The sequence below is a fragment of the Variovorax paradoxus genome, from assembly GCF_030815975.1.
Taxonomy (GTDB): domain Bacteria; phylum Pseudomonadota; class Gammaproteobacteria; order Burkholderiales; family Burkholderiaceae_C; genus Variovorax; species Variovorax paradoxus_N.
Map to the genome: position 1 here is coordinate 3,421,212 of NZ_JAUSXL010000002.1, position 24,003 is coordinate 3,445,214.

The following is a 24,003-nucleotide window of genomic DNA, read 5'->3' on the forward strand; positions in this document are numbered from 1 at the left end:
CATGCATCCCGCGTTCTCCATTCTTTTTTTCACCACTCTCGCCGGCGCCGCGCAGGGCCTGGTCGTCGCGCTCGCGCTCGCGGTGCTGTTCGGCCTGGGGCTCGCGCCCGGCTTTCTCGCGCTGGCGCTGGGCGTGGCCGAAGTGCTGCTCGGGGCCGGGCTCGCGGCCTCGTTCATGCACCTGGGCCGCAAGAGCCGCGCATGGCGCGCGGTGCTGATGTGGCGCACCTCGTGGATGTCGCGCGAGGTCATCGTGCTGCCGGGCTTCATCGCGCTGGTGGCGCTGTGGTGGCTGTCGCTGCGCTTCGGCGCCGGCGCGCCATGGTCGTGGCTGCTGCCGGTGCTGGTGCTGTGTGGCGCGGCCGCGCTCTGGTACTGCACCGCCATGATCTACGCCTGCCTGCGCTTCATCGAGGAATGGGCGCATCCGCTGACGGTCGTCAACTTCACGCTCATCGGCCTGTCGTCGGGGCTGGTGCTGGCCTGTGCGATGGCCGCATTGGCGGGCGAGTCGCGCTTCGTGCAGTTGTTCGGGCCGTGTGCGCTCGCCGCCACGCTCGCGGCATGGGCCGCACGCGGCGGGGCGCTCAGGCGGAACGCGGCGATCCGCCACAAGTCGACGCTGCAGTCGGCCACCGGCATCCGCGCCGAGAAGCTCACGCAAAAGTCGATGGGCATGTCGGCCGGCTCGTTCAACACGCGCGAGTTCTTTCATGGCGCCACGCTGGCCGGGCTCAGGAACATGAAGCTCGGCTTCCTGCTGCTGGCCTTCGTGCTGCCTTCGCTGCTGCTGCTGTGGGGCATTGCGACTGCCGCCGTGTGGCCGTGGCTGCTCGCGGTGCTGGTGCAGGCGCCCGGCCTGCTGGCGGAGCGCTGGTTCTTCTTCGCGCAGGCGAAGCACCCGCAGAACCTGTATTACCAGGTGGTGTCCTGACAGCGCAACCCGTACATGCCTTCGGTCAGGCCTGGAAGTTCAGCCGCAGCCCCGGCGTCGGCCAGTCGTCGATGGCAATCAGCCGCCCGCTGCCCGACAGCGTGATGTAGGCCGTGCGCATGTCGCGTCCGCCAAAGCAGATGTTGGTGGTGTAGCGGTCGGGCAGCGGCACGTGCTCGCAGCTGCTGCCGTCGGGCGCGACGATGGTGATGCCGCCGTGCAGCAGCGTGGCCACGCACAGGTTGCCCAGCGCATCGGTTGCCATCGAGTCGAAGCGCTGGTAGTGCCCGCCCGGCGATGCGCACAGCATGCGGCCGCCGTGCGGTGACGGCCAGCCGTCCTTGCGCACGCGCCCCGGCGCCGTGATGTCGAAGGCCCAGAGCCGCGCGCCTTCGGTCTCGGCGTAGTAGAGCGTGCGGCCGTCGGGCGACAGCGCGATGCCGTTGGGCGTCATCACCGGCCGCGCGATCGCATGCGCGCCGCTGCCGTCGCTGTGCCCGTAGAACACGCCGCCGCGGTCCATGTCGCGCTCGCGCGTCTTGCCCAGGTCGGTGAAGTAGAAGCCGCCCTGCGCGTCGAACATGATGTCGTTCGGCCCGCACAGCGCGCCGCCGTCGGCCGTGTCGTAGAGCCGCTCGGCCCGGCCCGTGGCCAGGTTCACGCGCTCGATGCGTCCGCCCGAATAGTCGTCGGCCTGGCCCACCGGGCGGTGGCAGCCGTCGGCCTCGGTGTGCCAGCGGAAGCCGCCGTTGTTGCACACGTACACCGCGCCGTCCGGCCCCATGGCCGCGCCGTTCGGCCCGCCGCCCAGGTCGGCCACCACCTGCACCAGCCCGTCGTGCCGCACACGCGTGAGCGTGCCGCGGGCAATTTCGACCAGCAGCACGGAGCCGTCGTCCATGGCAACGGGCCCTTCGGGAAACTGCAGGCCGGTGGCGAGTTCGCGGATGTGCATCGGAGGCCCCTTTTCTTTGCAAGGCCTCGGAGTTTGCTTCTTCCTGGCTGCTTCGTCACGCCTGCATCGGCGTCAGCAGTTTGTCGGGCGTGATGGGCAGGTCACGCACGCGGCGCCCGGTGGCGTTGTACACCGCGTTGGCAATGGCGGCGGCCACGCTGGTGATGCCGATCTCGCCCACGCCCTTCACGCCCATGCGGTTGACCCGGGTGTCGGTTTCGGGCGCGAAGAGCACCTGCACGTCGCCGACGTCCGCGTTCACGGGCACGTGATAGTCGGCCAGCGTGCGCGTGACGAAGTGGCCGCTGCGTTCGTCGAGCACCGACTCTTCCATCAACGCGTTGCCGATGCCCCAGACGATGCCGCCGATGATCTGCGACGCCGCGGTCTTGGGGTTGAGGATGCGCCCGGCCGCAATCACCGCCAGGTAGCGCGGCACGCGCACCAGCCCCAGGTCTTCGTCGACCCACACTTCGGCAAAGTTGGCACCGAAGGCGTAGTGCGACCAGGCGGCGATGTCCGCGCCCGGCGTGGCCGTGTTGCTGGCGCGCCATTCGTTCAGCTGGGCCGCCTGCAGCAGCTCGGCCACGCTGGGTTCGCGAACGAAGCGCAGGTTGACCTTCTCGCGCAGTTGCTGTTTGGCCGCTTCGCAGACCGCGAGCGCCGCGGTGCAGAAGGTGTTGGCGCCCCAGGAGCCGCCCGAGCCGGGCGTGGGCGGAAGGGCCGAATCGCCGAGCCGCACCTGGACCTTGTCGAGCGGCAGCCCCAGCGTCTCGGCGGCGGTCTGCGCAATGACGGTGTAGCTGCCGGTGCCGAGATCGGTCGCGCACATCTCCACCACCGCGCGCACGTCGCGGCCGCTGCGCGTGAGCAGCAGGTTGGCCGAGGCGCCGCGATGCGGTGCGCCGCGCGATGCCGCGCTCATGCCGTAGCCCACGAGCCAGTGGCCCTGCCTTCGGCTACGCGGCATGGCGCTGCGATTGCTCCAGCCAAATTTCTCGGCGCCGATGCGCATGCATTCGACGAGCGAGCGGCTGCCGAAGGGCTTGCCGGTGTCCAGGTCGGTTCTGGCATCGTTCCTTATGCGCAACTCCACCGGATCGATCTTCAGTTGCTCGGCAAGCTCGTCCATCGCCGATTCGAGCGCAAAGCTGCCGGGCGCCTCGCCCGGTGCGCGGGTCCACTTGGGCGTTTGCACGTTGAGCCGGAAGGCGCGGTGCGTGACCTGCGAGTTGGGCACCTCGTACATCATTCGCGAGATGACGCCGGTCTGCTCGACGAACTCCTCGTGCACCGAAGTGTGGGCGACGGTGTCGTGGCCCAGCCCCGTGAGCCGGCCGCTGGCGTCGGCGCCCAGCCGCATGTGCTGGCGGTTGTGCTGGCGCAGGCCGACCACCATGAACATCTGCTGCCGCGTGAGCACGTGCTTGACCGGCCGCTTCACGAGGCGCGCGGCCAGCACGGTCAGCATCGCGTTGTCGCGCGTGAGGATCTTGCTGCCGAAGCCGCCGCCCACGAACGGGCACACCACCCGCACGTTCTCGCGCGGAATGTCGAAGGTGGCGGCAATCGCGGGAGCGGCATCGCTCACCATCTGCAGCGAATGGTGCACCGTGACCTTGTCGCCCTCCCACACAGCGACCGTGGCGTGCATCTCCATCGGGTGGTGGTGCTCGATGGGCGTGTTGTAGACCGCATCGACCGTGCCTGCCGCGGCGCGCAGGCCTTGGTCGAGATCGCCGCGCCGCGTGTCGGTCTTGTAGCCGGCGTTGACGGCTGCCGGCGCATAGGCGTTCTTCACATGAGCGTCGAAGCCGATGCGGGGCTGGGCCGCGTCGTAGCTCACCTTCACCAGCGTGGCCGCATGGCGTGCCTGCTCGAGGGTCTCGGCCACCACGAAGCCGATGAGCTGGCCGTGGTGGTGAATGGCCGTGTCCTGCAGCAACGGCGTGGCGCGCGTGAAGCGGTTCTGCGGCGTCTCGGGCGCGGGTGGCGGCATCCTGGGAACGTTCTTGTGCGTCAGCACCAGCAGCACGCCAGGCGATTGTTCTGCCGCCGCGCTGTCGATGTCGCGCACGCGCCCGGCCGCAACGGTGCTGCCCAGCGCAACGCCATACACCAGGCCCGGGTAGGAAAACTCGGCCGCATAGCGCGCCCGGCCGGTCACCTTGAGGCGGCCGTCCACGCGGTCAACCGGCTGGCCGATGAGGGGGAGAGCTTGTTGCCTGTTCATGCGGTGTTCCTCGTCGTGGTTTCCAGCGCTCGCACGATGCTCCGCTTGGCCAGTTCGATCTTGAATCGGTTGTGCTCGAAGCCCGTGGCACCGGCCAGCGCGGCTTCCGCCGCTTGCCGGAACAGCGGCGTGCCGGGCTCGGCGCCTTGCAGCAAAGCCTCGGCCTCGCGCGCGCGCCAGGGCATGTGTGCCACGCCGCCCAGGCAGATGCGCGCCTGCCGGATGCGGCTGCCCTCCATGTCGAGCGCAGCCGCCACCGACACCAGCGCAAAGGCATAGCTCGCCCGGTCGCGCACCTTCAGGTAGTGCGAGCGCTGCGCGAAGCGGGCGCTCTCGGCCGGCAGGTCGATGGCGGTGATCAGCTCGCCCGGCGCCAGGTTGGCATCGAGCTCGGGCGCGTCGCCCGGCAGGCGGTGGAACTGCGCAATCGGAATCGTCCTGCGGCCTGACGGCCCCTGCAGCTGAACCACTGCATCGAGCGCGTGCAGCGCCTGCGCCATGTCGCCCGGATAGCTCGCGATGCACTTCGCGCTGGTGCCCAGCACCGCGTGGTTGCGGTTGAAGCCCTGCAGCGCGCTGCAGCCCGTGCCCGGCTCGCGCTTGTTGCAGGGCTGGGTCACGTCGTAGAAGTAGGGGCAGCGCGTGCGCTGGCGCAGGTTGCCGCCGTTGGTGGCGGCGTTGCGCAGCTGACCCGAGGCGCCCGCAAGAATGGCCTGCGCCACCAGCGGGTAGCGCGTGCGCAGCAGCGGGTGGTTGGCCGTGTCGCTGTTGCGTGCCAGCGCGCCCAGCCGAAGCCCGCCCGCGGGCTGCGCCTCGATGGCCGCGAGCGGCAGGCGGTTGATGTCCACCAGTTGGTCGGGCGCTTCCACGCCTTCCTTCATCAGGTCGACGATGTTGGTGCCGCCGGCCAGGAATCGTGCCCCCGGCTGCGTGGCCGCCTGAACGGCCGTGTCCACGTCGGTTGCACGGGTGAATGCGAAGGGTTTCATGCGCGGCTCCTTCGGCTGTTGGCGCGGCGCGGCATCGTCAGGCTCACTTCGCGCACCGCGGCCACGATGCCGGGGTAGGCGCCGCAGCGGCAGATGTTGCCCGACATGCGCTCTCGGATCTCGGCGTCGCTCAGCTGCGCCACCGGCCCGGTGCGCCGCACATCGGCCGTGACATGGCTGGGCGCGCCTTGCTCCGCTTCGCGCAGCATGCCCACGGCCGAGCAGATCTGCCCCGAGGTGCAATAGCCGCACTGGAACCCGTCGTGCTTGATGAAGGCGGCCTGCATCGGATGCAGCTCGTTGCCGCGCGCGAGCCCCTCGATGGTGGTGATCTCCGCCCCGTCGTGCGAGAGTGCGAGCGCCAGGCAGGAGTTGATGCGCCGCCCATTGACGAGCACCGTGCACGCGCCGCATTGGCCGTGGTCGCAGCCTTTCTTCGTACCCGGCAGCGCCATCTGCTCGCGCAGCAGGTCGAGCAGGGTCGTGCGCGGATCGACTTGCAGCGCATGCGGCTTGCCGTTGACGCGCAGGGCGAGGGCCATGGAAGAAGAAGGCGGCGCGGCATCGGCGTCCGCCTGCGCGGCCGATGCCACCGACGCCGCCATGGGCGCCGACGCCAGGATGCCGGCGATGCCGGTCGTTCCGCTTTCCGCAAGGAAGGCGCGGCGGGTCAGCTGGCCGGCGAGCGGGGGGAGAAGAGGGCTGCTGTCGTCGTCAGGCAACTCATCGGCCTGCCGTTCATCGGAAAGGAGGGATGTCATCGTGTGTGGCAAGTGCTGGTCGATCGATCGATGAAGGAACCTCGTCGCGCAGGCGGTGGCCCGTGCGCTTTTTTTCCGAGGCGTCGATTTCTCAGCTTAGCTATCGATAACTTGTTGCAGGCATCGGTTTTTTTTATACCTGCGGGGTTTGCCCAAGTCATCCTGCACTGCGTGCCGGTCGATATGATTTGGTGGAATCGCTCCATGGAAGGGCGAATCCAGGGAGAAGATATGTCGACAAATTCGAATGCCGTGGCGCAAGCGCAGCCTTGGAAGCCGAACAAGGCTTCCACATGTGAGGCGATTCGATGACAGCCGGCCTGCGCCTTGCGCTGAACGTGTTCGCGTGGTTTCTGGCCATGCCAGTGCTTTTCGTTTCAGCGGCGGCACTCGAAAGCCACAGGATTCTCTCGATCTCCAATCACATGGCTCCGATGACCGCAGTCGTGCTTTCACTGTGGGCCGGCGTGATCTATTGGCGCTGTGTGCCGGGCACGCCAGGCATGTGGCGCCGAGCTGGCTACCTTGCTGCTTTCCTGGGCGTCATGTTCCTCTTGGGATGGGCCGCGATGTGGCTGACCTTCGTCGTCATGCTGGCAATCTACGGCGCGTAGTCGCCGGTCAATCCCCCCCGCACCCGCTGCCCTCGAGCACCGGCAGCAGCTGCGGCCCCAGCGACTTCAGCAACTGCGTGGGCAGCGCGCTCGTGAACCGGTAGCGGGCGGCGTACGGCTCGTTCACGTAGGCCATGATGGTGCCGAAGTAGCGGTCGCCGATCATGAACACGAAGGTGGCCGAGCGACTGATCTTGCGCTCCGGGCCCGCCCGTCCGCCGCGGCCGTTGTGCCCGTAGCGATGGTCGCCGGTGCCGGTCTTGCCGCCGATCTCGATGACGCGGCCATTCGCGTCCACGAGCGAGTCCTTCAGGCGCCGCGCCGTGCCGTCCTGCACCACCTGGATCAGCGCGCGGCGCACCGTTGCGGCCACCTCGGGGGGCAGCACCTGCTCGGCGGCCGCGTCGCGCGGCTCCAGCCGCGTTTCGTAGGGCGTGTCGCGCGCGAAGTGCAGTGCGCCGACCCGTTGCACCGGCCGCCGCGCGCCATCGCTGGCGATGATGCCCATCAGCTCCGCCAGGGCGGCCGGCCGGTCGCCCGACGCGCCGATGGCGCTTGCGTACGACGGCGTCAGCGATGCGAACGGGTAGCCCAGGCGCTGCCACGAGCGATGGATCTGCGCGAAGGCGTCGAGCTCGACCAGCTCGCGCAGGCGCTTGTCCTGCGCGCTCTTGTGGCGCGTCTTGAAGAGCCAGGCATAGACCTCCTGGCGCTCGCGCTCGCTCGCCTCCAGCACCTCGGTCAGCGTTGCGCCCGGGTGGCGCCGCAGGAATCCCACCAGCCAGAGTTCGAGCGGATGCACGCGCGCGACGTAGCCGCGATCGGCGAGCGACAGGCCGGCGTAGGTGGTGCGCAGCGCCCGCAGTGCGCGCGGCGAGCCGGCGCCGCGGCCCAGGCGCTGCGTGAGCAGCTCGTCGAGCTGGGCTTCGCTGGCTTCGGGCTCGATCGTGAACAGTACGCTCGCCAGGCGTGGCGCCGATGGCCGGATGCCGCGCATCAGCAGCGCTTCGGCCTCGGCCGCGGGCAGGCGCTGGTACTTGCGATAGAAGCGGATCAGGAAGGCCGAGCCCTCGCGGTCGGCAAAGCGCTCGAGCATTTCGCGCCGGCCCGGATCGGCAGGGTCCTTCAGCAGGCGCTCGGCGCCCGACGCGCCGCCGAACATGCGGTGGCGCACCAGGTCGCGCATCAGGCGGATGAACACCAGGTTGACCGAATGCTTGAAGCCCTCGCGCACCGTCATCGACTCGTTGTTGCGCGAGCGCTCGAAGTTCTCGAACTGGTGCAGGCCGCCGCCGGTGAAGAAGGATTCGCCCGGGTTCGCCGAATACTTGCGCTCCATGGCCGCCTCGAGCATTGGCACCAGACGGCGGTCCTTGGCACGCAGCAGGTACTGCCGCGCCCACTCGCCCAGCGGATCGCGCGGGTTGGGCGCCAGCGCCGACAGCTGGGCGGGGCTCAGCCCGGCCCAGTCCGCGTGCAGTTCGGCCACGAGCTCGAGGTAGCTCACCAGCGTGCGCAGCTTGGCGGTCGAGCCCAGGTCCAGCCGCGCGCCCTGGTTCACGTCGAAAGGCTGGTCGATGTTGTCGGCCTGCACGCGCAGCAGGTTGGCCTGGGCGCCGCGCTCGAACAGCGTGAAGCTGTAGATCAGCGGGCTCGGGTCCGCGCCCGGGTCGAGCATGTGGGAGCCGAACAATCCCGCGGCCTTGGCTGCGGCGGGCGTCCGCAGGCCGGCCAGCACCCGCGCCGCCAGGGCTTGCGCTTCGCTGTCCAGGCTGGTTTCGGCCTCCAGGTCGAGGCGCTCCAGGTCGTAGGCACGCGGCACGTCGAGCAGGGTGGAGATGTGGGTGCGCAGCGCGGTCGCGGCCTTGCGCTGCACGAAGTCCGGCCGCGGCGTCGAGGGCAGGTCGGGCCTCAGATGCAGCGGCAGCGGCAGTGCCGCATCGCGCAGCGTGGGCGCGATCAGGCCCGCCTCGGCCATCAGCCGCAGGTAGCTGTCGGTCAGCCGGGCCAGGCCCGCGCCGTCGCCGAGCAGGTGCTGCGACGGGCGGCGCTGCGCGATCATCAGCGACAGCGACTGCTTGAAAGCCTCGGCCTGGCGCTGGAGCATTTCGGGCGTGGGCGCCGCCCCCTCGGCGTTGTCGGCGAGCAGGCGGTTCACTTCGCGGAAGTCGCGTCCGTACCAGGCCCACAGGCCGTCGCCCAGGCCGTGCACCTCGCCCATGCCCGGGCGCGCGGCCAGCGGCACGGTGTCGAGGTAGTCGACGACGATCTGGCGGCGCCGCGCCAGCGTGTCGTCGCCGTCCTGGTAGGCGCGCACGGAGGCAGACATCATCTGGCGCAGCTTTTCGCGGACCGACCCGGTGCGGCCCTGCGGCGAATGGCGGTACTTTTCGATCTGGGTGGCCAGCGTGCTGCCGCCCGTCGCCGACCCGCCCGGGTTGAACACCCGCAGCCCCTGCTCGACCGCGGCCTTGGCAAAGCGTTCCGGATCGAGCGCGGGGTTGCGCTGCGCCGGCTCCGCGTCCAGCAGGTGGCGGTCCTCGACGAACAGCAGGGCGCTCACCAGCAGCGGCGGCACATCCTCGAAACGCTCGTACGCGCGCTGGGGCACGCGCGTGTTCAGCAGCGCCGCATTGCGGCAGTCGCGCACGGTCAGGCCGGCCTGGTTCTTCTCGCGGTAGGGCATGAAAAGCCCGCGCTCCTGCAGTTCGATCAGCCGCGGCGACAGGCGCGCCTGGCGGGTGATGGCATAGCCGTGGGGCTCCAGGCGCTGGATGAATTCGGGAAGATCGTGGTAGCCGAGCCGCTCGTCGTATGGCCCCGTGTGGGGAAAGCGGATGGCATCGCTGGCACCGGCGCTGACGCTGAAGCCGGCGCCGCTGGCAAAGTCGCGCCAGAAGGCCGATTGCCATCGGGAAGTCTTCAGCTCGTTGACAACCGCGTATGCGGCAAGCGCACCCAGCACGGTGAGCCCGCCACCCATCCACAAGACCTTTTTGAACCTTGTCATGCTGCCTCGCAAACAGTCTGAACCACGGGTTCGTGCATCGTGATGATGCGCTTTCCGCGGCCGCTTGGCGCATGTGCACGGCGTTCTTCGATGCCGGAGAACTACCTATGGCGAATCAGCGCTGCATTGGCATACAAGATGTAGTTGGATTGTCTTATCGGCAACAAGACGTGGCCTTCTCAGCCCACCGCCTTGATGAGCCGTTCGCGCCCCGCCTTGGCCAGCATCGACGCCACCGCGCACGAGGCCAGGCGTGCCGGTTCCGAGTCGGCGCGGCTCGTCAGGATCACCGGCACCTTCGTGCCCAGCACGATGCCCGCCGCAAACGCCCCGCCCAGGAAGGTGAGGCTCTTGGCCAGCATGTTGCCCGCGTCCAGGCTGGGCACGATCAGCACGTTGGCGCGGCCTGCCACCGGCGAGACGATGCCCTTGATGCGCGCCGCCTCGGCGTCGATGGCGTTGTCCATGGCCAGCGGCCCGTCGAGCTGCGCGCCGGTGATCTGGCCGCGATCGGCCATCTTGCACAGCACGGCGGCATCCAGCGTGGAAGGCACCTTGGTGTTGACCGTTTCCGTGGCCGAGAGAATCGCCACGCGAACCGCCGGCATCAGCAGCGCATGCGCAAGGTCGATCGCGTTCTGCACGATGTCGACCTTCTCTTCGAGCGTGGGCGCGATGTTGATGGCGGCGTCCGAAATGATCAGCGGCTGCGAATGGCCCGGAATATCCATCACGAAGCAGTGGCTGATGCGCCGCGACGTGCGCAGGCCCCCTTCGCGCCGCACCACCGCGCCCATCAGCTCGTCGGTGTGCAGGCTGCCCTTCATCAACGCATCGACCTCGCCGCGCAAGGCCATGGCGACGGCTGCGTCGGCCGCGGCGTGGCTGTGGGGGGCGTCGACGATGGGGATGGCAGAGAGATCAGCTCCGGCTTCGCGTGCCGCGGCCTCGATCTTTGCGCGCGGGCCGACCAGCGTGGGAGCGATGAGGCCCAGCGCGGCTGAAGCTAGCGCCGCTTCGAGCGACACGGCGTTGGCTGGGTGGACGACCGCGACGCGCAGGGGAGGGAGGGCGCGGGCGGCGGCGATGAGGCGGTCGTAGTGGGGGTGGGAGGCGGAGGAGGAGGGGGCCATGCGGGCTCCGGAGGATGGGTGTTCGGTGCGTAGCGGAAGGTGCGGAGAGGCGACAACGAATGTTTCCCCGAAGCAAACAGTTAACAAGTTACACCACAATGTGTCCATTCCAAGCAATGAACACAATGAGCCCCATCCACGCGGCGCGCGAATACGTTTTAGAAGCTGTTCAGAAGCCCGCGCTCGCTAGCGCTCTGCCCGATTCGATCAAGTTCAAGATCCGTAGCGCCGGCATATGGGTGAGCCGTTTCAGACGGGTAGGGGACTTGTTCGCATACCTGAAGCGATTCAACGGGAGTACACAAGACGGCCTCTCTGATGAGATGCGCGCGCTTGGACTCCAAACGTTCGAAGACATCGTTGACCCCTTTGAAAGGCGATTCGCCGATTGGGTTGGTGATCGGTTTCGCGCATCGGACTTCGTCATCGGCGAGACGTACAGCTCGCATGACATCCTGATCTTTGCAGGGATCTACGACACCCGCACTGAAGGGATGTTGGTCATTGAATCAGGTGATCAACCAACGGCAGTCGTCATCAAGGCGACCATGAGCGGCGGCAAGTACAACAACGCGTGGCTGGAAGAGGGCCGACGGCTGAAGTACTACCTGAAGAGCATCACTCGGAACGGCGTCGTGCAATTTGGTGAGCACTTCAAGCCCAACGCGGCGGTCTTGAACGTGCCGGGATTGCCAGTACTCGCTTTCGTTCGACAAGCGGAGGGCGACCCATTCGTTTATGCGGGAGCCTTCTCGCGTCAACAGATGCACGAAGAGCCGGACGGTGCGAAGTGGTTTGAGCTTGCGCTCACGAGCTCTGATGATTTGATCGCCGACGCGGGCTATGTGCAGCAAGAGTTGCAAGACCGTGTGGTTCAAGCCTCAACGCGACCAAGGAAAGAGCGCCTCGCCCGCTTGGCCAACGCGCCGAAGAAGCCCAAGACCATTCGAACTGTTTCAACGGCGTTCGTGAGAAATCCCGATGTGGTTGCCGAGGTCCTCTTTCGAGCAGAGGGGCAATGCGAAGGGTGCAAGAAGCCTGCTCCGTTTGTCAGCAAGGCCACTGGCGATCCATACCTTGAGGTGCATCACATCACGCCGTTGGCGCAAGGTGGTGATGACACCGTCGACAACGCTTGGGCCCTCTGCCCAAACTGCCATCGCGAAAAGCACTTCGGATAGCAGCTAAAGCGTTTCGACCAACCGCGCTGCAGTGCCATCAGACAGCATGAGCCGCTCCACCCGCAGAGGCTGTGCGCAATGGGCACAAACTCCGAATCGTTGGTGCCCATGACGAACTCCAGCGAGGGCGACGCGAGTGCATCACGCCAGTCGATGTCATCGAGCATCGCTTCGTTGACTGTGGTGCCCCGCAAAGTTTTGGAGAGAAGAGTGCCGTGCGCGCGACAAGGCGAATGACCTGAGGTCTGCCAGGGACTACAAAATCCTCTTCATCAGCCGCCAAGCGCCCATGAAAAAAGCCCCTTGCTATCGAATAAATAGCAACGGGCTTTTTAGATTGGTGCCGGAGAGATGAATCGAACACCCGACCTTCTCATTACGAATGAGCTGCTCTACCGACTGAGCTACACCGGCGAAGCCTCGGATTATAGCAACACCGTCAGGCCTTTTCGGCGTGGTACTTGGTCAAACGCTCGACTTCGTTACGCGAACCCAACATCACGCTCACGCGCTCGTGCAGTTTGGTGGGCTGCAACTCCAGGATGCGCTGCTTGCCGTTGGTGGCCGCGCCGCCGGCCTGCTCGACCAGCCAGCTCATCGGGTTGGCCTCGTACATCAGGCGCAGCTTGCCGGCCTTTTCGGGCTCGCGCTTGTCCCACGGGTACATGAACACGCCGCCGCGCATCAGGATGCGGTGCACGTCGGCCACCATGCTGGCAATCCAGCGCATGTTGAAGTCCTTGCCGCGCGGGCCTTCCTTGCCGGCCAGGCATTCGTCGATGTAGCGCTTCATGGGCTCGTCCCAGTGGCGCATGTTGCTCATGTTGACGGCAAATTCTTTCGTATCGGCCGGAATCTGGATGTCTTCCTGCGTGAGCACGAAGCTGCCTTGCTCGCGGTCGAGCGTGAACATGGCCACGCCGTTGCCCACGGTCAGCACCAGGGTGGTCTGCGGGCCGTAGATGCAGTAGCCGGCCGCCACCTGCTGGGTGCCGGGCTGCAGGAAGTCGGCTTCCTGCACGCCGGGGGTGTCGTCGGGCTTCTTCAGCACGCTGAAGATGGTGCCGATGCTCACGTTCACGTCGATGTTGCTGCTGCCGTCGAGCGGGTCGAACATGAGCAGGTATTCGCCCTGCGGGTAGCGGTTGGGCACCACGTAGATGCTGTCCATTTCCTCGCTGGCCATGGCCGCAAGGTGGCCGCCCCATTCGTTGGCCTCGATCAGCACTTCGTTGGCGATGATGTCCAGCTTCTTCTGGATCTCGCCTTGCACGTTCTCGGTTTCGGCCGTGCCGAGCACGCCGCCGAGCGCGCCCTTGTTGACGGCCTGGCTGATGCTCTTGCAGGCACGAGCCACCACTTCGAGCAGCAGGCGCAGCTGGCCGGGAATGAGGCCGTCGGCGCGTTGCTGTTCGACGAGGTAGCGGGTGAGGGAAATCTTTTGTTGTTGAGCCATGTGCTTTCTGTGTTCCTTGCTGTTTAGTTACCGGCCAGGGCGCGGGTCACCACTTCGTGGGTGTCCTTGCTCAGGTCAGGCTTGGCGGCCACGCGGGCGATCGCTTCGCGCGCGGCGCTGCGGTAGGGCTCGGCCAGCTTGCTCCAGCGGTCGAGCGCGCGGGCAAGGCGGGCGGCCACCTGGGGGTTGATGGCGTCCAGCTCTATGACGCGCTCGCACCAGAACACGTAGCCGGCCGCGTCGGGGCGGTGGAACGCGCCGGGGTTGGCGCTGCAATAGCTGAAGATCACGCTGCGCGCGCGGTTGGGGTTCTTGATGGAGAAGTCCGGGTGCTTCATCAGCTGCCTGACCAGCGGCAGGATGTCGCCGCCGCGGTCGGGTGCGCCAGCCTGCAGCGAGAACCACTTGTCGATGACCAGCGCCTCGTCCTTGAAGATGGCGTGAAAGCGCGCGAGCGCCTGCGCTGCCAGCGTGTGGCCCGACGACACCAGCGCATTGAGCGCGTTGAAGCGGTCGGTCATGTTGCCGGCATCCTTGAAGCGCTGCAGCGTCTTGCCGGGCCACACGGTGTCGCCCGATGAGCGCGCCGCCAGGCACAGGAAGTTGAGCGCCATGCCGGCCAGCGCGCGGCGGCCCGACGAGGTCGGGTCGGGCGTGTAGGCGCCGGTGTCGTGGTTTTCTTCGTAGACCTGTTGCCAGTCGGCAAAGAGGGCGATGGCCAGCTGGGCGCGCATGGCTTCGCGCACGAGGTGCACGCGCTGCGGGTCGACCACGTCGAGCTGCTCGGAAATGTAGGTTTCCGAAGGCAGCGTGAGCACCAGTTCCTTGAAGGCGGCATCGAGCTTGGGGTTGCGCAGCACGCTGCGCATGGCGTCGATGTAGGCGTCGTTCAGCACCGGGGTGGTGTCGGTGGCCAGGGCGGCAATGCCCTGCAGCGCGGCGCGCAGGCCCAGGCGCTGGCCGGCTTCCCAGCGGTTGAACGGGTCGGGATCGTTGGCCAGGAGGGTGAGCAGCTGGGCGTCGGTGTATTCGAAGTCGAGGATCACCGGCGCGCTGAAGCCGCGCAGGATGGACGGCACGGGCTCGGCGTCGAGGCCCACGAAGGTGATCTGCTCGCCGGCGCGCGAGAGCACCACGGTGCGCGTGCAGGGCGTGCCTGGCGCGCCGCGAGTCACTTCACTTTCGCCTTCGAGCTGCAGCGGCAGTTCGCGTCCGCTGGCATCGAGCAGGCCGATGTTCACCGGAATGACGAAGGGTTCCTTGGCCGGCTGGCCCGGCGTGGGCAGGCAGCTTTGAACGATGCTCAAGGTGTAGCTGCGGTTCTGCGTGTCGTACACGCCGTGCGCGGCCAGGCGGGGCGTGCCGGCCTGGCTGTACCAGCGCTTGAACTGGGGCAGCAGGCGGGCCAGTTCCGAATCGGGGTTGGCGTCGGCAATGGCCTGGGCGAAATCGTCGCAGGTCACGGCCTGGCCGTCATGGCGTTCGAAGTAGAGCGTGATGCCCTTCTCGAAGCCCTTGCGGCCGACCAGCGTCTGCATCATGCGGACCACCTCGGCACCCTTTTCGTAGATGGTGACGGTGTAGAAGTTGCTGATCTCGATGTAGCTGTCGGGCCGCACCGGGTGGGCCATGGGGCCGGCGTCTTCGGGGAACTGGGCGGTACGCAGCACGCGCACGTCCTCGATGCGCTTCACGGCGCGGGCCGAGGCGTCGGCGCACAGGTCCTGGCTGAACTCTTGGTCGCGGAAGACGGTGAGGCCTTCCTTCAGCGAGAGCTGGAACCAGTCGCGGCAGGTGACGCGGTCGCCGGTCCAGTTGTGGAAGTACTCGTGGCCGACCACGCTTTCGATGTTGCTGTAGTCGGCGTCGGTGGCGGTGGCCTGGTTGGCCAGAACGTACTTCGTGTTGAAGATGTTCAGGCCCTTGTTTTCCATCGCGCCCATGTTGAAGTCGCTGGTGGCCACGATCATGAAGCGGTCCAGGTCCAGCGGCAGGCCGAAGCGGGCTTCGTCCCACAGCACGGAGTTGACCAGCGAGTTCATCGCATGCTCGGTCTTGTCGAGGTCGCCGGCGCGCACGTACACCTGCAGCAGGTGTTCCTTGCCGCTGCGCGCGGTGATGCGCTGCTCGCGCGCCACCAGCTTGCCGGCCACCAGCGCGAACAGGTAGCAGGGCTTCCTGAAGGGGTCGACCCACTTGGCAAAGTGGCGGCCTTCGGGCAGCTCGCCCTGCTCGACGAGGTTGCCGTTCGACAGCAGCACCGGGTAGGCGGCCTTGGCGGCGCGCAGCGTGACGGTGTACATCGCCATCACGTCCGGACGGTCGAGAAAATAGGTGATGCGGCGGAAGCCCTCGGCCTCGCACTGCGTGAAGAAGGTGTCTTCGCTCACGAACAGGCCCATCAGCTTGGTGTTCTTGATGGGGCAGCAGGTGGTGAAGATCTCGAGCTCGAAGGCCCCTTCTTCGGCGGACGGCAGACCGTCCAGCACGAGCTGGTCGCCTTCCATGCGGAAGGAGGCGCCCTGGCCGTTGACCAGCACGCGCGCCAGGTTCAGCTCGTCGCCGTCCAGGCGCAGGGGCTGCGCCGGCGCGTCGGGGTTGCGGCGCAGCTGCATGCGGTTGAGCACGCGGGTCTTGGCGGGGTCGAGGTCGAAGGTGAGGTCGACGGTGTCGATCCAGAATGCCGGAGCGGCATAGTCTTCGCGGCGAATGGCAATCGGTTGCCCTTGGGCGTCACGCTGCAGCAGCATCGAGTGTCTCCAGAAAATTCGAATGGGCGAGTTCGTCGTAGTCGCGAACCGCGGCAATCACATGGGGGCCGGCAAGCTCGGCGGCGGAATGGGTGCTGCACACGGCCACGGCGCGCATGCCGCCGCGGCGCGCGGCCTCGATGCCGAAGGGGGCATCTTCAAAGACGATGCAGCGCTCGGGCGCCACGCCGATGCGGCGTGCGGCTTCCAGAAAGATCTCGGGCGTGGGCTTGCCGGCAAAGCCTTCGTCGCCGCCGACGATGGCCAGCGGCAGCGGGTCCATCTTCAGGCGCGACATCGCAAACTCGATGTTGTGCCGGTCGCCGGCGGTGCCCACGGCCACCTTCAGGCCGCGTGCGACGGCGGCCCTGGCAAAGGCGGTGAAGCCGGCCACTTCGGCGAAGTTGTCGTGGAAGAGGGCGCGGTAGATCTCTTCCTTCTCGTGCACCAGGCCCAAGCACTCTTCGTCGGAAAGCTCGCGCTCGAACAGCTCGCGCATGCACTCGGTGCCGGTGCGGCCCGTGGTGCGCGCAAGAATGTCGCTCACGTCGAGCTTCAGGCCGTGGCGTTCCGCAAATTCCACCCACGAGCGCGCATGCCAGGGCATGGAGTCGATCATGGTGCCGTCCATGTCGAAGATCAGGGCTTCGACCTTGTCGTGGGGCAGGCTCATCGCTTACACGCCCTGCTTGAGAGAGGCTTCGATGAACACATCGAGGTCGCCGTCGAGCACCTTCTGCGTGGCCGAGACTTCGACGTTGGTGCGCAGGTCCTTGATGCGGCTGTTGTCCAGCACGTAGCTGCGGATCTGGTGGCCCCAGCCCACGTCGGTCTTGCTGTCCTCGAGCTTCTGCTGTTCTTCCTGGCGCTTGCGCATCTCGTGGTCGTACAGGCGCGAGCGCAGGCGCTTCCACGCCACGTCGCGGTTGCTGTGCTGGCTGCGGCCGTCCTGGCACTGCACCACGATGCCGGTCGGGATGTGCGTCAGGCGCACGGCCGAGTCGGTCTTGTTGATGTGCTGGCCGCCCGCGCCGCTGGCGCGGAAGGTGTCGGTGCGCACGTCGGAGGGGTTGATGTCGATCTCGATCGAGTCGTCGATTTCCGGGTACACGAAGATGCTCGCAAAGCTGGTGTGGCGCCCGCCCGACGAGTCGAAAGGCGACTTGCGCACCAGGCGGTGCACGCCGGTCTCGGTGCGCAGCAGGCCGAAGGCGTAGTCGCCTTCCACCTTGATGGTCGCGCCCTTGATGCCCGCGGTGTCGCCCGGGGTTTCGTCTTCGATCTGCGTCTTGAAGCCCTTGCGCTCGGCGTACTTCAGGTACTGGCGCAGCAGCATGCTGGCCCAGTCGCAGGCCTCGGTGCCGCCGGCGCCGGCCTGGATGTCGACGAAGGCGTTGAGCGGATCGGCCGGGTTGTTGAACATCCGGCGGAATTCGAGCTGCTTGATGTCGGCTTCGAGCGTGGCGGCGTCATCGGCGATGGACTGCAGGCCGTCCATGTCGCCGTCGGCCTTCGACATTTCGAAGAGCTCGGTGTTGTCCGACAGCCCGTTGGTGAGGCGGTCGAGCGTGACGACCACGTCGTCGAGCGATTTCTTCTCGCGGCCCAGTTCCTGGGCCTTCTTGGGGTCGTTCCAGACGTTGGGATCTTCGAGCGATGCGTTGACCGTCCTCAGACGTTCGGCTTTGGCATCGTAGTCAAAGATACCTCCGTAAATCGACCGTACGGACGCTCAGGTCCGCGAGCATTGCGCCGATTTGGTTGATTTGTTCTGCGTCCATGGGGTGTCCTGACTGTGTTCGGGGGAAACCGGGCATTTTCTCACGCTCCGGTAACCCGCCCTGCAGAGCCCCTGTATTGCTCCTTCCCCCTTTGGGGGAAGGCTGGGATGGGGGCTGCCCCCGCATTCGGCGCGGCTTGTCTTTTTGGCGCCGGCGTGCCCCCACCCCTCCCCTCCCCCGGGAGGGGAGGGAGAAAGTCAGAAGGCGGGAACCAGCGAACCCTTGAACTGCGTCTCGATGAAGCTCTTCACCTCGGGCGACTGATAAGCCGCCACCAGCCGCTTCGCCCAGGGCTTGTCCTTGTCCGCGCGGCGCACGGCGATCAGGTTGGCGTACGGGCTCTTCGGGGCCTCCTTGATCACGGCGTCCCTGTCGAGCGAGAGGCCCGCCTTCTCGGCGTAGTCGTTGTTGATGGCGGCAATGGCCAGGTCGTCGAGCGAGCGCGGCAGCTGGGCGGCGTCGAGCGCCACCAGCTTGAGCTTCTTCGGGTTGCTCACCACGTCCAGCGGCGTGGCCGTGTTGTTCTTCACCGCCTCAGGTTTCAGCGTGATCAGGCCGGCCGTCTGCAGCAAGAGCAGCGCGCGGTTGCCGTTCGACGGATCATTCTGGATACCGACCGAGGCACCATCAGGCAGCTGGTCGATGGCCTTGATCTTGCGCGAGTAGAAGCCCAGCGGCGCGGTGATGGTCAGGCCCACGGGCACGATGTCGAAGCCGCGCGCCTTGTTCTGGTTGTCGAGGAAGGGCTGGTGCTGGAACGCGTTGGCGTCGAGGTCGCCCGAGGCCAGCGCCGCGTTGGGCAACTGGTAGTCGTTGAACACCACGACCTGGATGTTCAGGCCGTCCCTGGCGGCCACCTTCTTGACCACCTCGAAGATCTGCTCCCCGTTGCCGACGGAGACGCCGACCTTGAGCGTGTTCTTGTCTTGCGCGAGCGCGGCGCCGCCGGCGAAAAGGGCGGCGGCCAGCGTGGCGAGCGTTGCAAGGGCGAGCGTGCGGCGGCGGAAAGTGGTGTGCATGTTGTTGCGCGAAATCAAAAAATGAAGGCGCGAATGTGGCATTGCCACCCGCGTTTGGGAACGAACCAATACGCATATCGATATGGCGTTCGCTGCAAGCGTTTCGAAAGGCTTATGCGTTTTCATGCATAAGCAAGCGCCGATTTGTTCGTTCCCTTTTGCCGCCTTTGTTTTCATACTCGGGCCCTTTTGCGAACTCCCGCGACCGCGCTTTCACGCGGGCCGCGCATCTTTTCCATGACCCACCCATCGCCCGATGCGGCCCGCGGCAACGCGGAGCCGGTCATCCGCCTTCAATCGGTGCAGAAGTCCTTCGCCTTGCCCAGCGGCGAGGTGTTCGACGCCGTGCAGTCGCTCTCGCTCGACATCCACCAGGGCGACGTGTTCGGCCTGATCGGCAAGAGCGGCGCCGGCAAGTCGACCCTGCTGCGCCTCATCAACCTGCTGGAGCGGCCCGATGCGGGCCAGGTCTTTGTCGGCGGGCGCGACCTCACCACGCTCTCGCGCCGCGAGCTGCGCGACACGCGCCAGAACATCGGCATGATCTTCCAGCAGTTCAACCTGCTGCAGAACGCCACGGTGTTCGACAACGTGGCCTTTCCGCTGAAGATCCACGGCCGCCATTCCCGCGCCGAGATCGATGCCCGCGTGCGCGAGTGCCTGGCCCTGGTGGGCCTGGCCGAGAAGATCGACACCTACCCGGCCCAGCTCTCGGGCGGCCAGAAGCAGCGCGTGGCCATTGCGCGCGCGCTGGCGCCGCGCCCGCAGGTGCTGCTGTGCGACGAGCCCACCTCGGCGCTCGACACCGAAACCACGCGCGCGCTGCTCGAGACGCTGCGCGACATCAACCAGAAGATCGGCGTGACCATCGTGATCGTCACGCACGAACTGTCGGTGGTCGAGGTGCTGTGCCGCCACGTGGCCATCCTGGAGAAGGGCCGGCTGGTGGAGCAGTTCGCGGTCGATGCGCCGAGCGAGGAGCGCCAGACCGCGCTGGGCCGCGAGATCGACGCGCTGGTGCGCCGGCGCGAGCGCGAGGCGCGCGAACCGATCGAGCCGCGTCCTTCGTCGCTGCGGCGCAATCCGCAGGAGGTGGCCTATGTTTGAGAACATCGCCCCCATCCTTCCCGAGCTCTGGACCGCCACGGGCCAGACCTTCCTGATGCTGGCCATCGGCCTTTCGGCCGCGGTGCTGATCGGCGGGCCGCTGGGCATCCTGCTGTTCCTGTTGGGTCCCGGCCAGTCGCTGGAGAACAAGCCGGCGTTCCTGGTGCTGAACTGGATCGTCAACACCGTGCGCTCGTTTCCTTTCATCATCCTGCTGGTGGCGCTGGTGCCGTTCACGCGGGTGATCGCGGGCACTTCCATCGGGCCGCTGGCGGCCGCGGTGCCGCTGTCGTTCGCGGCCATTCCCTACTTTGCGCGGCTGGTCGACCAGTGCCTGCGCGAAGTGCCGCGCGGCGTGATCGAGGCGGCGCATGCCATGGGCGCCTCCGAGCTGCAGATCGTCTGGCGCGTGCTGGTGGTCGAGGCGCGCTCGGGCCTGGTGCTCGCGCTCACGGTGCTGGCGGTGAGCTTTCTCTCCTATTCGGCGATTGCCGGCGTGGTGGGCGGCGGCGGCATCGGCGACCTCGCCATCCGCTACGGCTACTACCGCTTCCAGACCGACGTGATGGTACTCACGGTGGCGCTGCTCGTGGTGCTGGTACAGATCCTGCAGTTCGTGGGCAACACCGCGGCGCGCAGGCTGGACAAGCGTTGATTCTTTTCTTTTTTCCTCTTTCCCAGCTCATTTCATGAAAACCGCACTGCTGCGCCGCTCCGTCCTCGCCCTGTCCCTGGTTGCCCTGTCGTTCGGCGGCCTTTCGCTGGCAGAGGCCCAGGAAGCCAAGAAGAACCTCGTGATCGGCGGCACCGCCGGCTCCAACATCGACCAGCTCAAGGCCGGCATCGTGCCCATCCTCGAGAAGAAGGGCTACAAGGTGAAGCTGGTCGAGTTCAACGACTACGTGCAGCCCAACCTCGCGCTCGCGCAAGGGTCTCTCGATGCCAACTTCTTCCAGCATCAGGTCTACCTGAAGAAGTTCTCGGCCGACCAGAAGCTCGACCTCACCGAGTTGGTGCAGGGCCCGATCGCGCCGCTGGGCGTGTACTCCACCAAGCGCAAGACGCTGGCCGAGGTGAAGGAGGGCGACCGCGTCACGCTGCCGAACGACCCCAGCAACCAGGCCCGCGCATTGGTGCTGCTGGAGCAGAACAAGCTGATCACCATCAAGCCCGGCGTGGACCCGATCCGCGCGTCCGAAAAGGACGTGGCCGAGAACCCGAAGAAGCTCAAGTTCATTCCGCTCGAGGCCGCGCAGCTGCCGCGCTCGCTGGGCGACACCGAATACGCCATCGTCAACGGCAACTTCGCGATCTCGTCGGGCCTGAAGCTCAATGAAGCCGTGGTGCTCGAGAAGACGCCCGACTACTACCTGAACGTGGTGGCCGTGAAGAGTGCCGACAAGAACACCGCCTGGGCCAGGGACATCGTCGAGGCCTACCATTCGAAGGAATTCAAGACGGTGGTGGACACCAAGTTCCAGGGCTATGCCAAGCCCAGCTTCCTGCAGTAACTTTCAACCGAGGAATCCCTCCATGCCCGTGCTCGCCGTTTTCGATGCGGAAGGAAGCTGGCGCGACACGCACGTGTGCGACGGCTGGATCACCGAGCACCTGGCGCAGCAGGGCGTGAGCTGGGGGCGCGGCAAGGCGAAGAAGGGGCAGCGCGCGCTCAAGGCGGCGGGGCTGTTCTACCTGCCCACGGCGGACGGCTACCTGGGGTTGCTGTTCGAAGGAGGCGAGTGGGTCGGCATTCCAGCCGACAAGCCGCATTTCTTCGACGCCGGCGAGGCGATGGCTCTCGATGGCTTGCCCGCCGCGCTGCCGCTCTTCGAAGCCTTCGTCGAGGAAGTGCTGTCACTGACGGGCAACGACGCCGACGAAGAGTGAAGAGGCGGCCGATCCGGGGCCGTGCCCGGCGGCCTCAGGGCGAAAGAATCATCACCTTGCACTGGCTCGGCACGATGCGCATGCCGACCATGTTGTTGCGGTTCTGCGTGCTCAGGCTGGTCATGCGCGTGGCCGGCGTGCCTTTGATGAGCACCGTGAACGCGCCGGTCAGGTGCCGCGACTGGCTCATGAAAGTCTGCGAGACAATGCCGCCGCCGGCACCAGTGGTGTCGCCCAGCGTGATGGGCGTGGTGGTGGCCATGTTGTGCGCGGGCATGCCCATGAAGAGGATGTTCCATGCGTTGGGCACCGCCGTGGGACCGAACGCCATGTTCGGGTACGGAATGGGCGCCATGGCCGCGGGCGGCGTCTTGCAGACATCCGGGAAAGCCAGGTCCATTCCCATCAGCTGGCAGTTGGCAAACATCGGTGGTTCTCCTTGAAGCGGGCCGCGCATCAGCCCATGTGAATCTGCGCGCCGTCGACCTTGACGAGCTCGCTGGCCGTGAGCACGGTGTGCCTGGCATGCAGCCGCGTGGTTCCGGTGGCCTCGCAGTCCAGGTGGCCCACGCGCACCTGTTCGGTTTCGTCCACCACGCGCAGTGCGCTGCGCGCCATCTGCACGATGCGGTCGGCCACCGATTCGAAGACCCGACCGACCAGCCGCAGGCGGCCGACGGTGGCGTCGAGCGCCTGGCCGGTGTAGCGCATGTCGTCGACGCGGCAATGGGCGCCGGCGGCTTGCAGGTTCCATTGCGCGGCCTTCATCAGCAGCTGGCCGCCGCTCTGAAGGCGCACATCGCCGGGGCTTTCGATCGAGACCGCGCCGGGCGCATCGATGCGGCTGAGCGTGGCGTCGGCCTGTTCGAGCACGGCAATCAAATAGACCTTGTGGCTGTCGGGGCCGCAGAGCAGCACGGTGTCTCCCACCTCGGGCTTGAGCAGGCAGCTGGCGGCGCGCCGGCAGCGCCAGGCAGCGCCGTCCTCGTCCTCGACTTCGAAGAGTCGCGAATCGGGCAGCGCCGCAACGAGGCGGCCCATGAAATGAACCGGTGCGGCTGCGGACGCGGCGGCAGCGGGGCGGAGTGGAACGACATTCATCGGGATTCCCTTCGTGCTGTTGATTTGTTGGTCGGCCTTCAATGCGCGTCGGACCATGCCTGGGCCTTGAAGAGCTCCGGCTCGCTGTCGATGATTCCGCTGCGGCTGGTGAAGCGGGCGCCTTGCTGCAGCGCGCGATGAAAACGGGTGCGCAGGAAATGGGCGCCGCCCAGGTCGGCGCCGTTCAGGTCGGCGTATGAAAGATCCGCGTCCTGCAGGTCGGCGCCGCGCAAGTTGGCCCCGGCGCAGCGTGCACGGTGAAAGACGCACAGCGGCAGGCGGGCGTGGTTGAAATCGGTGCGTTCCAGCACGGCTTCCACCCAGATCGACTGGTCGAAGCGCCCGCCGCCGCAGTTCGCGTCCGTGAGGTCGGCTTCCGGGAACAGCGCCTGGCAGGCATCCGCTTGCGAGAAATTCGCGCGCTGCAGCGATGCCCCCTTGAAGTTGCCCTGCGTGAGCGTGGCGCCGCTGAAATCGGCATCGTCGAGCCGGCTGTCGGTGAACTGGCACAGGCGCAGCGACAGGCCCGCGAAGCCTTGCCCGCGCAGGTCGCATTCCAGGAACATGACGCTCAGGCACTGCGCCTTGGCAAAGACCGACGTCCTCAGGTCGAGGCGGTGAAAGGTGACGAAGTTCAGCGCGGCGCCGCCGAAGTCGACCCGGTCGAGCTGCGATTCCAGGAAGCTCGCCCGTTCGAAGTGCCGCGACTGCAGAAAGCTTCCGGTCAGCTCGCAGCGGAAGAAGTTGGCCAGGTCCAGCCGGGCTTCGCGAAAGCTTGCCTGCAGCGCCTGGCACTCGACGAAGGCTGCGCCTTCGAGCGTGGCCGCATCGAAGCGCGCGCCGTTCATGCGGCAGCGAAAGAACTGCAGTTCCTTCAGGTTGCCGCCGGAAAACTCGCAGCCCGACAGGTTGCAGTGCGACAGCGCGCTGCCTTCGAGATTGGCCTGCGCAAAACTGGCGCCGCTGAAATCGACGTCGTCCAGCAGTGCGCCCGAGAGGTCGAGGCCGCTCAAGTCCCACCCCCTGCAATCGGCGCTGCCGATCTGTATGCCGTGGCGGATCCTGTCGACGAAGTCATCGCGCGTCATTCCG

The 24,003-nt window shown here is 66.8% G+C and carries 21 protein-coding genes and 1 tRNA gene; 7 read left to right on the top strand and 15 right to left on the bottom strand.

The features are described 5' to 3' along the window. Window position 1 precedes the first annotated feature (1 nt). The gene (locus tag QFZ47_RS19785) at window positions 2-934 is read left to right on the top strand and encodes a dimethyl sulfoxide reductase anchor subunit family protein (protein WP_307657244.1); all 933 of its coding nucleotides are present in this window, start codon (window positions 2-4) and stop codon (window positions 932-934) included. 25 nt (window positions 935-959) lie between these two features. Here the strand turns inward: QFZ47_RS19785 and QFZ47_RS19790 are convergent, their stop codons facing one another. Genes QFZ47_RS19790 through QFZ47_RS19805 form a run of 4 tightly spaced genes read right to left on the bottom strand, consistent with a single transcriptional unit; the run spans window position 960 to window position 5,872 of the window. Continuing rightward, window positions 960-1,889: an SMP-30/gluconolactonase/LRE family protein gene (locus QFZ47_RS19790; protein WP_307657245.1), complete on the bottom strand. Its 930-nt coding sequence runs from the start codon at window positions 1,887-1,889 to the stop codon at window positions 960-962. A 55-nt stretch (window positions 1,890-1,944) separates the two neighbouring features. Continuing rightward, window positions 1,945-4,122 carry a xanthine dehydrogenase family protein molybdopterin-binding subunit gene (locus QFZ47_RS19795; RefSeq protein ID WP_307657246.1) on the bottom strand — a complete coding sequence of 726 codons (2,178 nt, stop codon included), beginning with the start codon at window positions 4,120-4,122 and terminating at the stop codon, window positions 1,945-1,947. Beyond that, on the bottom strand, window positions 4,119-5,111 hold the full coding sequence (locus tag QFZ47_RS19800) for an FAD binding domain-containing protein (RefSeq protein ID WP_307657247.1): 993 nt from the start codon (window positions 5,109-5,111) through the stop codon (window positions 4,119-4,121). Before QFZ47_RS19800 ends, QFZ47_RS19795 begins: the two co-directional genes overlap by 4 nt. Next, window positions 5,108-5,872, bottom strand: a complete 765-nt coding sequence (locus tag QFZ47_RS19805) for a 2Fe-2S iron-sulfur cluster-binding protein (protein ID WP_307657248.1) — start codon at window positions 5,870-5,872, stop codon at window positions 5,108-5,110. Before QFZ47_RS19805 ends, QFZ47_RS19800 begins: the two co-directional genes overlap by 4 nt. Before the next feature lie 308 nt (window positions 5,873-6,180). On the opposite strand from QFZ47_RS19805, the gene QFZ47_RS19810 reads away from it, so the two are divergent. Further along, window positions 6,181-6,486 carry a hypothetical protein gene (locus QFZ47_RS19810; protein WP_307657249.1) on the top strand — a complete coding sequence of 102 codons (306 nt, stop codon included), beginning with the start codon at window positions 6,181-6,183 and terminating at the stop codon, window positions 6,484-6,486. 7 nt (window positions 6,487-6,493) lie between these two features. Here QFZ47_RS19810 and QFZ47_RS19815 read toward each other — a convergent pair whose 3' ends face one another. Both QFZ47_RS19815 and QFZ47_RS19820 read right to left on the bottom strand, forming a co-directional pair. After that, a complete protein-coding gene (locus QFZ47_RS19815) occupies window positions 6,494-9,496 on the bottom strand; it encodes a transglycosylase domain-containing protein (RefSeq protein ID WP_307657250.1) in 3,003 nt (1,000 codons plus the stop codon). Between the two features lie 179 nt (window positions 9,497-9,675). After that, window positions 9,676-10,716, bottom strand: a complete 1,041-nt coding sequence (locus tag QFZ47_RS19820; RefSeq protein ID WP_370880597.1) for a bifunctional enoyl-CoA hydratase/phosphate acetyltransferase — start codon at window positions 10,714-10,716, stop codon at window positions 9,676-9,678. A 38-nt stretch (window positions 10,717-10,754) separates the two neighbouring features. Between QFZ47_RS19820 and QFZ47_RS19825 the strand changes: the two genes are divergently transcribed. Continuing rightward, on the top strand, window positions 10,755-11,810 hold the full coding sequence (locus QFZ47_RS19825) for an HNH endonuclease (RefSeq protein ID WP_307657252.1): 1,056 nt from the start codon (window positions 10,755-10,757) through the stop codon (window positions 11,808-11,810). Between the two features lie 338 nt (window positions 11,811-12,148). Here QFZ47_RS19825 and QFZ47_RS19835 read toward each other — a convergent pair. The 6 genes from QFZ47_RS19835 to QFZ47_RS19860 all read right to left on the bottom strand — a co-directional run bounded on the left by QFZ47_RS19835 (window position 12,149) and on the right by QFZ47_RS19860 (window position 18,816). Next, window positions 12,149-12,224: transfer RNA gene (locus QFZ47_RS19835), tRNA-Thr, on the bottom strand. Window positions 12,225-12,249: 25 nt separating this feature from the next. Then, complete coding sequence (locus QFZ47_RS19840; RefSeq protein WP_021008448.1) at window positions 12,250-13,266, bottom strand: class 1 fructose-bisphosphatase; 1,017 nt, start codon at window positions 13,264-13,266, stop codon at window positions 12,250-12,252. A 23-nt stretch (window positions 13,267-13,289) separates the two neighbouring features. Continuing rightward, window positions 13,290-16,016: an aminopeptidase N gene (pepN, locus tag QFZ47_RS19845; RefSeq protein ID WP_307657253.1), complete on the bottom strand. Its 2,727-nt coding sequence runs from the start codon at window positions 16,014-16,016 to the stop codon at window positions 13,290-13,292. Beyond that, window positions 16,000-16,689 carry an HAD family hydrolase gene (locus QFZ47_RS19850; protein WP_307657254.1) on the bottom strand — a complete coding sequence of 230 codons (690 nt, stop codon included), beginning with the start codon at window positions 16,687-16,689 and terminating at the stop codon, window positions 16,000-16,002. Before QFZ47_RS19850 ends, pepN begins: the two co-directional genes overlap by 17 nt. 3 nt (window positions 16,690-16,692) lie before the next feature. Further along, window positions 16,693-17,797 (bottom strand): peptide chain release factor 2 gene (gene prfB, locus QFZ47_RS19855; protein ID WP_307657255.1). Its coding sequence is split into 2 segments (ribosomal slippage): window positions 16,693-17,715 and window positions 17,717-17,797, totalling 1,104 coding nucleotides; the frame shifts between segments, so codons are not numbered across the junction. A 197-nt stretch (window positions 17,798-17,994) separates the two neighbouring features. Continuing rightward, window positions 17,995-18,816 (bottom strand): MetQ/NlpA family ABC transporter substrate-binding protein, encoded by an 822-nt coding sequence (locus QFZ47_RS19860; protein WP_307657256.1) that lies wholly within the window; start codon window positions 18,814-18,816, stop codon window positions 17,995-17,997. A gap of 237 nt (window positions 18,817-19,053) precedes the next feature. Here QFZ47_RS19860 and QFZ47_RS19865 point away from each other — a divergent pair, with 237 nt between their 5' ends. The 4 genes from QFZ47_RS19865 to QFZ47_RS19880 are packed head-to-tail and all read left to right on the top strand — an operon-like array spanning window position 19,054 to window position 21,810. Next, entirely contained in the window at window positions 19,054-19,923 is an 870-nt protein-coding gene (locus QFZ47_RS19865; RefSeq protein WP_307657257.1) for a methionine ABC transporter ATP-binding protein, read from the top strand. After that, complete coding sequence (locus tag QFZ47_RS19870; RefSeq protein ID WP_307657258.1) at window positions 19,916-20,578, top strand: methionine ABC transporter permease; 663 nt, start codon at window positions 19,916-19,918, stop codon at window positions 20,576-20,578. Before QFZ47_RS19865 ends, QFZ47_RS19870 begins: the two co-directional genes overlap by 8 nt. 34 nt (window positions 20,579-20,612) lie before the next feature. Beyond that, window positions 20,613-21,434 carry a MetQ/NlpA family ABC transporter substrate-binding protein gene (locus QFZ47_RS19875; RefSeq protein ID WP_307657259.1) on the top strand — a complete coding sequence of 274 codons (822 nt, stop codon included), beginning with the start codon at window positions 20,613-20,615 and terminating at the stop codon, window positions 21,432-21,434. 22 nt (window positions 21,435-21,456) lie between these two features. Further along, entirely contained in the window at window positions 21,457-21,810 is a 354-nt protein-coding gene (locus tag QFZ47_RS19880) for a hypothetical protein (protein WP_307657260.1), read from the top strand. Window positions 21,811-21,844: 34 nt separating this feature from the next. On the opposite strand, the gene QFZ47_RS19885 is transcribed toward QFZ47_RS19880, so the two are convergent. Genes QFZ47_RS19885 through QFZ47_RS19895 form a run of 3 tightly spaced genes read right to left on the bottom strand, consistent with a single transcriptional unit; the run spans window position 21,845 to window position 23,999 of the window. Further along, on the bottom strand, window positions 21,845-22,237 hold the full coding sequence (locus tag QFZ47_RS19885) for a DUF4150 domain-containing protein (protein ID WP_307657261.1): 393 nt from the start codon (window positions 22,235-22,237) through the stop codon (window positions 21,845-21,847). 29 nt (window positions 22,238-22,266) lie between these two features. Further along, entirely contained in the window at window positions 22,267-22,911 is a 645-nt protein-coding gene (locus QFZ47_RS19890) for a DUF3540 domain-containing protein (protein WP_307657262.1), read from the bottom strand. Window positions 22,912-22,949: 38 nt separating this feature from the next. Further along, complete coding sequence (locus QFZ47_RS19895) at window positions 22,950-23,999, bottom strand: pentapeptide repeat-containing protein (protein WP_307657263.1); 1,050 nt, start codon at window positions 23,997-23,999, stop codon at window positions 22,950-22,952. Window positions 24,000-24,003: the final 4 nt, after the last annotated feature.

Bases quoted from the DNA above. Each gene is read 5' to 3' on its own strand.
- QFZ47_RS19815 (WP_307657250.1), bottom strand. From the start codon at position 9,496: ATGACAAGGTTCAAAAAGGTCTTGTGGATGGGTGGCGGGCTCACCGTG.
- QFZ47_RS19785 (WP_307657244.1), top strand. From the start codon at position 2: ATGCATCCCGCGTTCTCCATTCTTTTTTTCACCACTCTCGCCGGCGCC.
- QFZ47_RS19795 (WP_307657246.1), bottom strand. From the start codon at position 4,122: ATGAACAGGCAACAAGCTCTCCCCCTCATCGGCCAGCCGGTTGACCGC.
- QFZ47_RS19895 (WP_307657263.1), bottom strand. From the start codon at position 23,999: ATGACGCGCGATGACTTCGTCGACAGGATCCGCCACGGCATACAGATC.
- QFZ47_RS19865 (WP_307657257.1), top strand. From the start codon at position 19,054: ATGACCCACCCATCGCCCGATGCGGCCCGCGGCAACGCGGAGCCGGTC.
- QFZ47_RS19860 (WP_307657256.1), bottom strand. From the start codon at position 18,816: ATGCACACCACTTTCCGCCGCCGCACGCTCGCCCTTGCAACGCTCGCC.
- pepN (WP_307657253.1), bottom strand. From the start codon at position 16,016: ATGCTGCTGCAGCGTGACGCCCAAGGGCAACCGATTGCCATTCGCCGC.
- QFZ47_RS19810 (WP_307657249.1), top strand. From the start codon at position 6,181: ATGACAGCCGGCCTGCGCCTTGCGCTGAACGTGTTCGCGTGGTTTCTG.
- QFZ47_RS19825 (WP_307657252.1), top strand. From the start codon at position 10,755: ATGAGCCCCATCCACGCGGCGCGCGAATACGTTTTAGAAGCTGTTCAG.
- QFZ47_RS19870 (WP_307657258.1), top strand. From the start codon at position 19,916: ATGTTTGAGAACATCGCCCCCATCCTTCCCGAGCTCTGGACCGCCACG.
- QFZ47_RS19875 (WP_307657259.1), top strand. From the start codon at position 20,613: ATGAAAACCGCACTGCTGCGCCGCTCCGTCCTCGCCCTGTCCCTGGTT.
- QFZ47_RS19800 (WP_307657247.1), bottom strand. From the start codon at position 5,111: ATGAAACCCTTCGCATTCACCCGTGCAACCGACGTGGACACGGCCGTT.
- QFZ47_RS19805 (WP_307657248.1), bottom strand. From the start codon at position 5,872: ATGACATCCCTCCTTTCCGATGAACGGCAGGCCGATGAGTTGCCTGAC.
- QFZ47_RS19880 (WP_307657260.1), top strand. From the start codon at position 21,457: ATGCCCGTGCTCGCCGTTTTCGATGCGGAAGGAAGCTGGCGCGACACG.
- QFZ47_RS19840 (WP_021008448.1), bottom strand. From the start codon at position 13,266: ATGGCTCAACAACAAAAGATTTCCCTCACCCGCTACCTCGTCGAACAG.
- QFZ47_RS19885 (WP_307657261.1), bottom strand. From the start codon at position 22,237: ATGTTTGCCAACTGCCAGCTGATGGGAATGGACCTGGCTTTCCCGGAT.
- QFZ47_RS19890 (WP_307657262.1), bottom strand. From the start codon at position 22,911: ATGAATGTCGTTCCACTCCGCCCCGCTGCCGCCGCGTCCGCAGCCGCA.
- QFZ47_RS19790 (WP_307657245.1), bottom strand. From the start codon at position 1,889: ATGCACATCCGCGAACTCGCCACCGGCCTGCAGTTTCCCGAAGGGCCC.
- QFZ47_RS19850 (WP_307657254.1), bottom strand. From the start codon at position 16,689: ATGAGCCTGCCCCACGACAAGGTCGAAGCCCTGATCTTCGACATGGAC.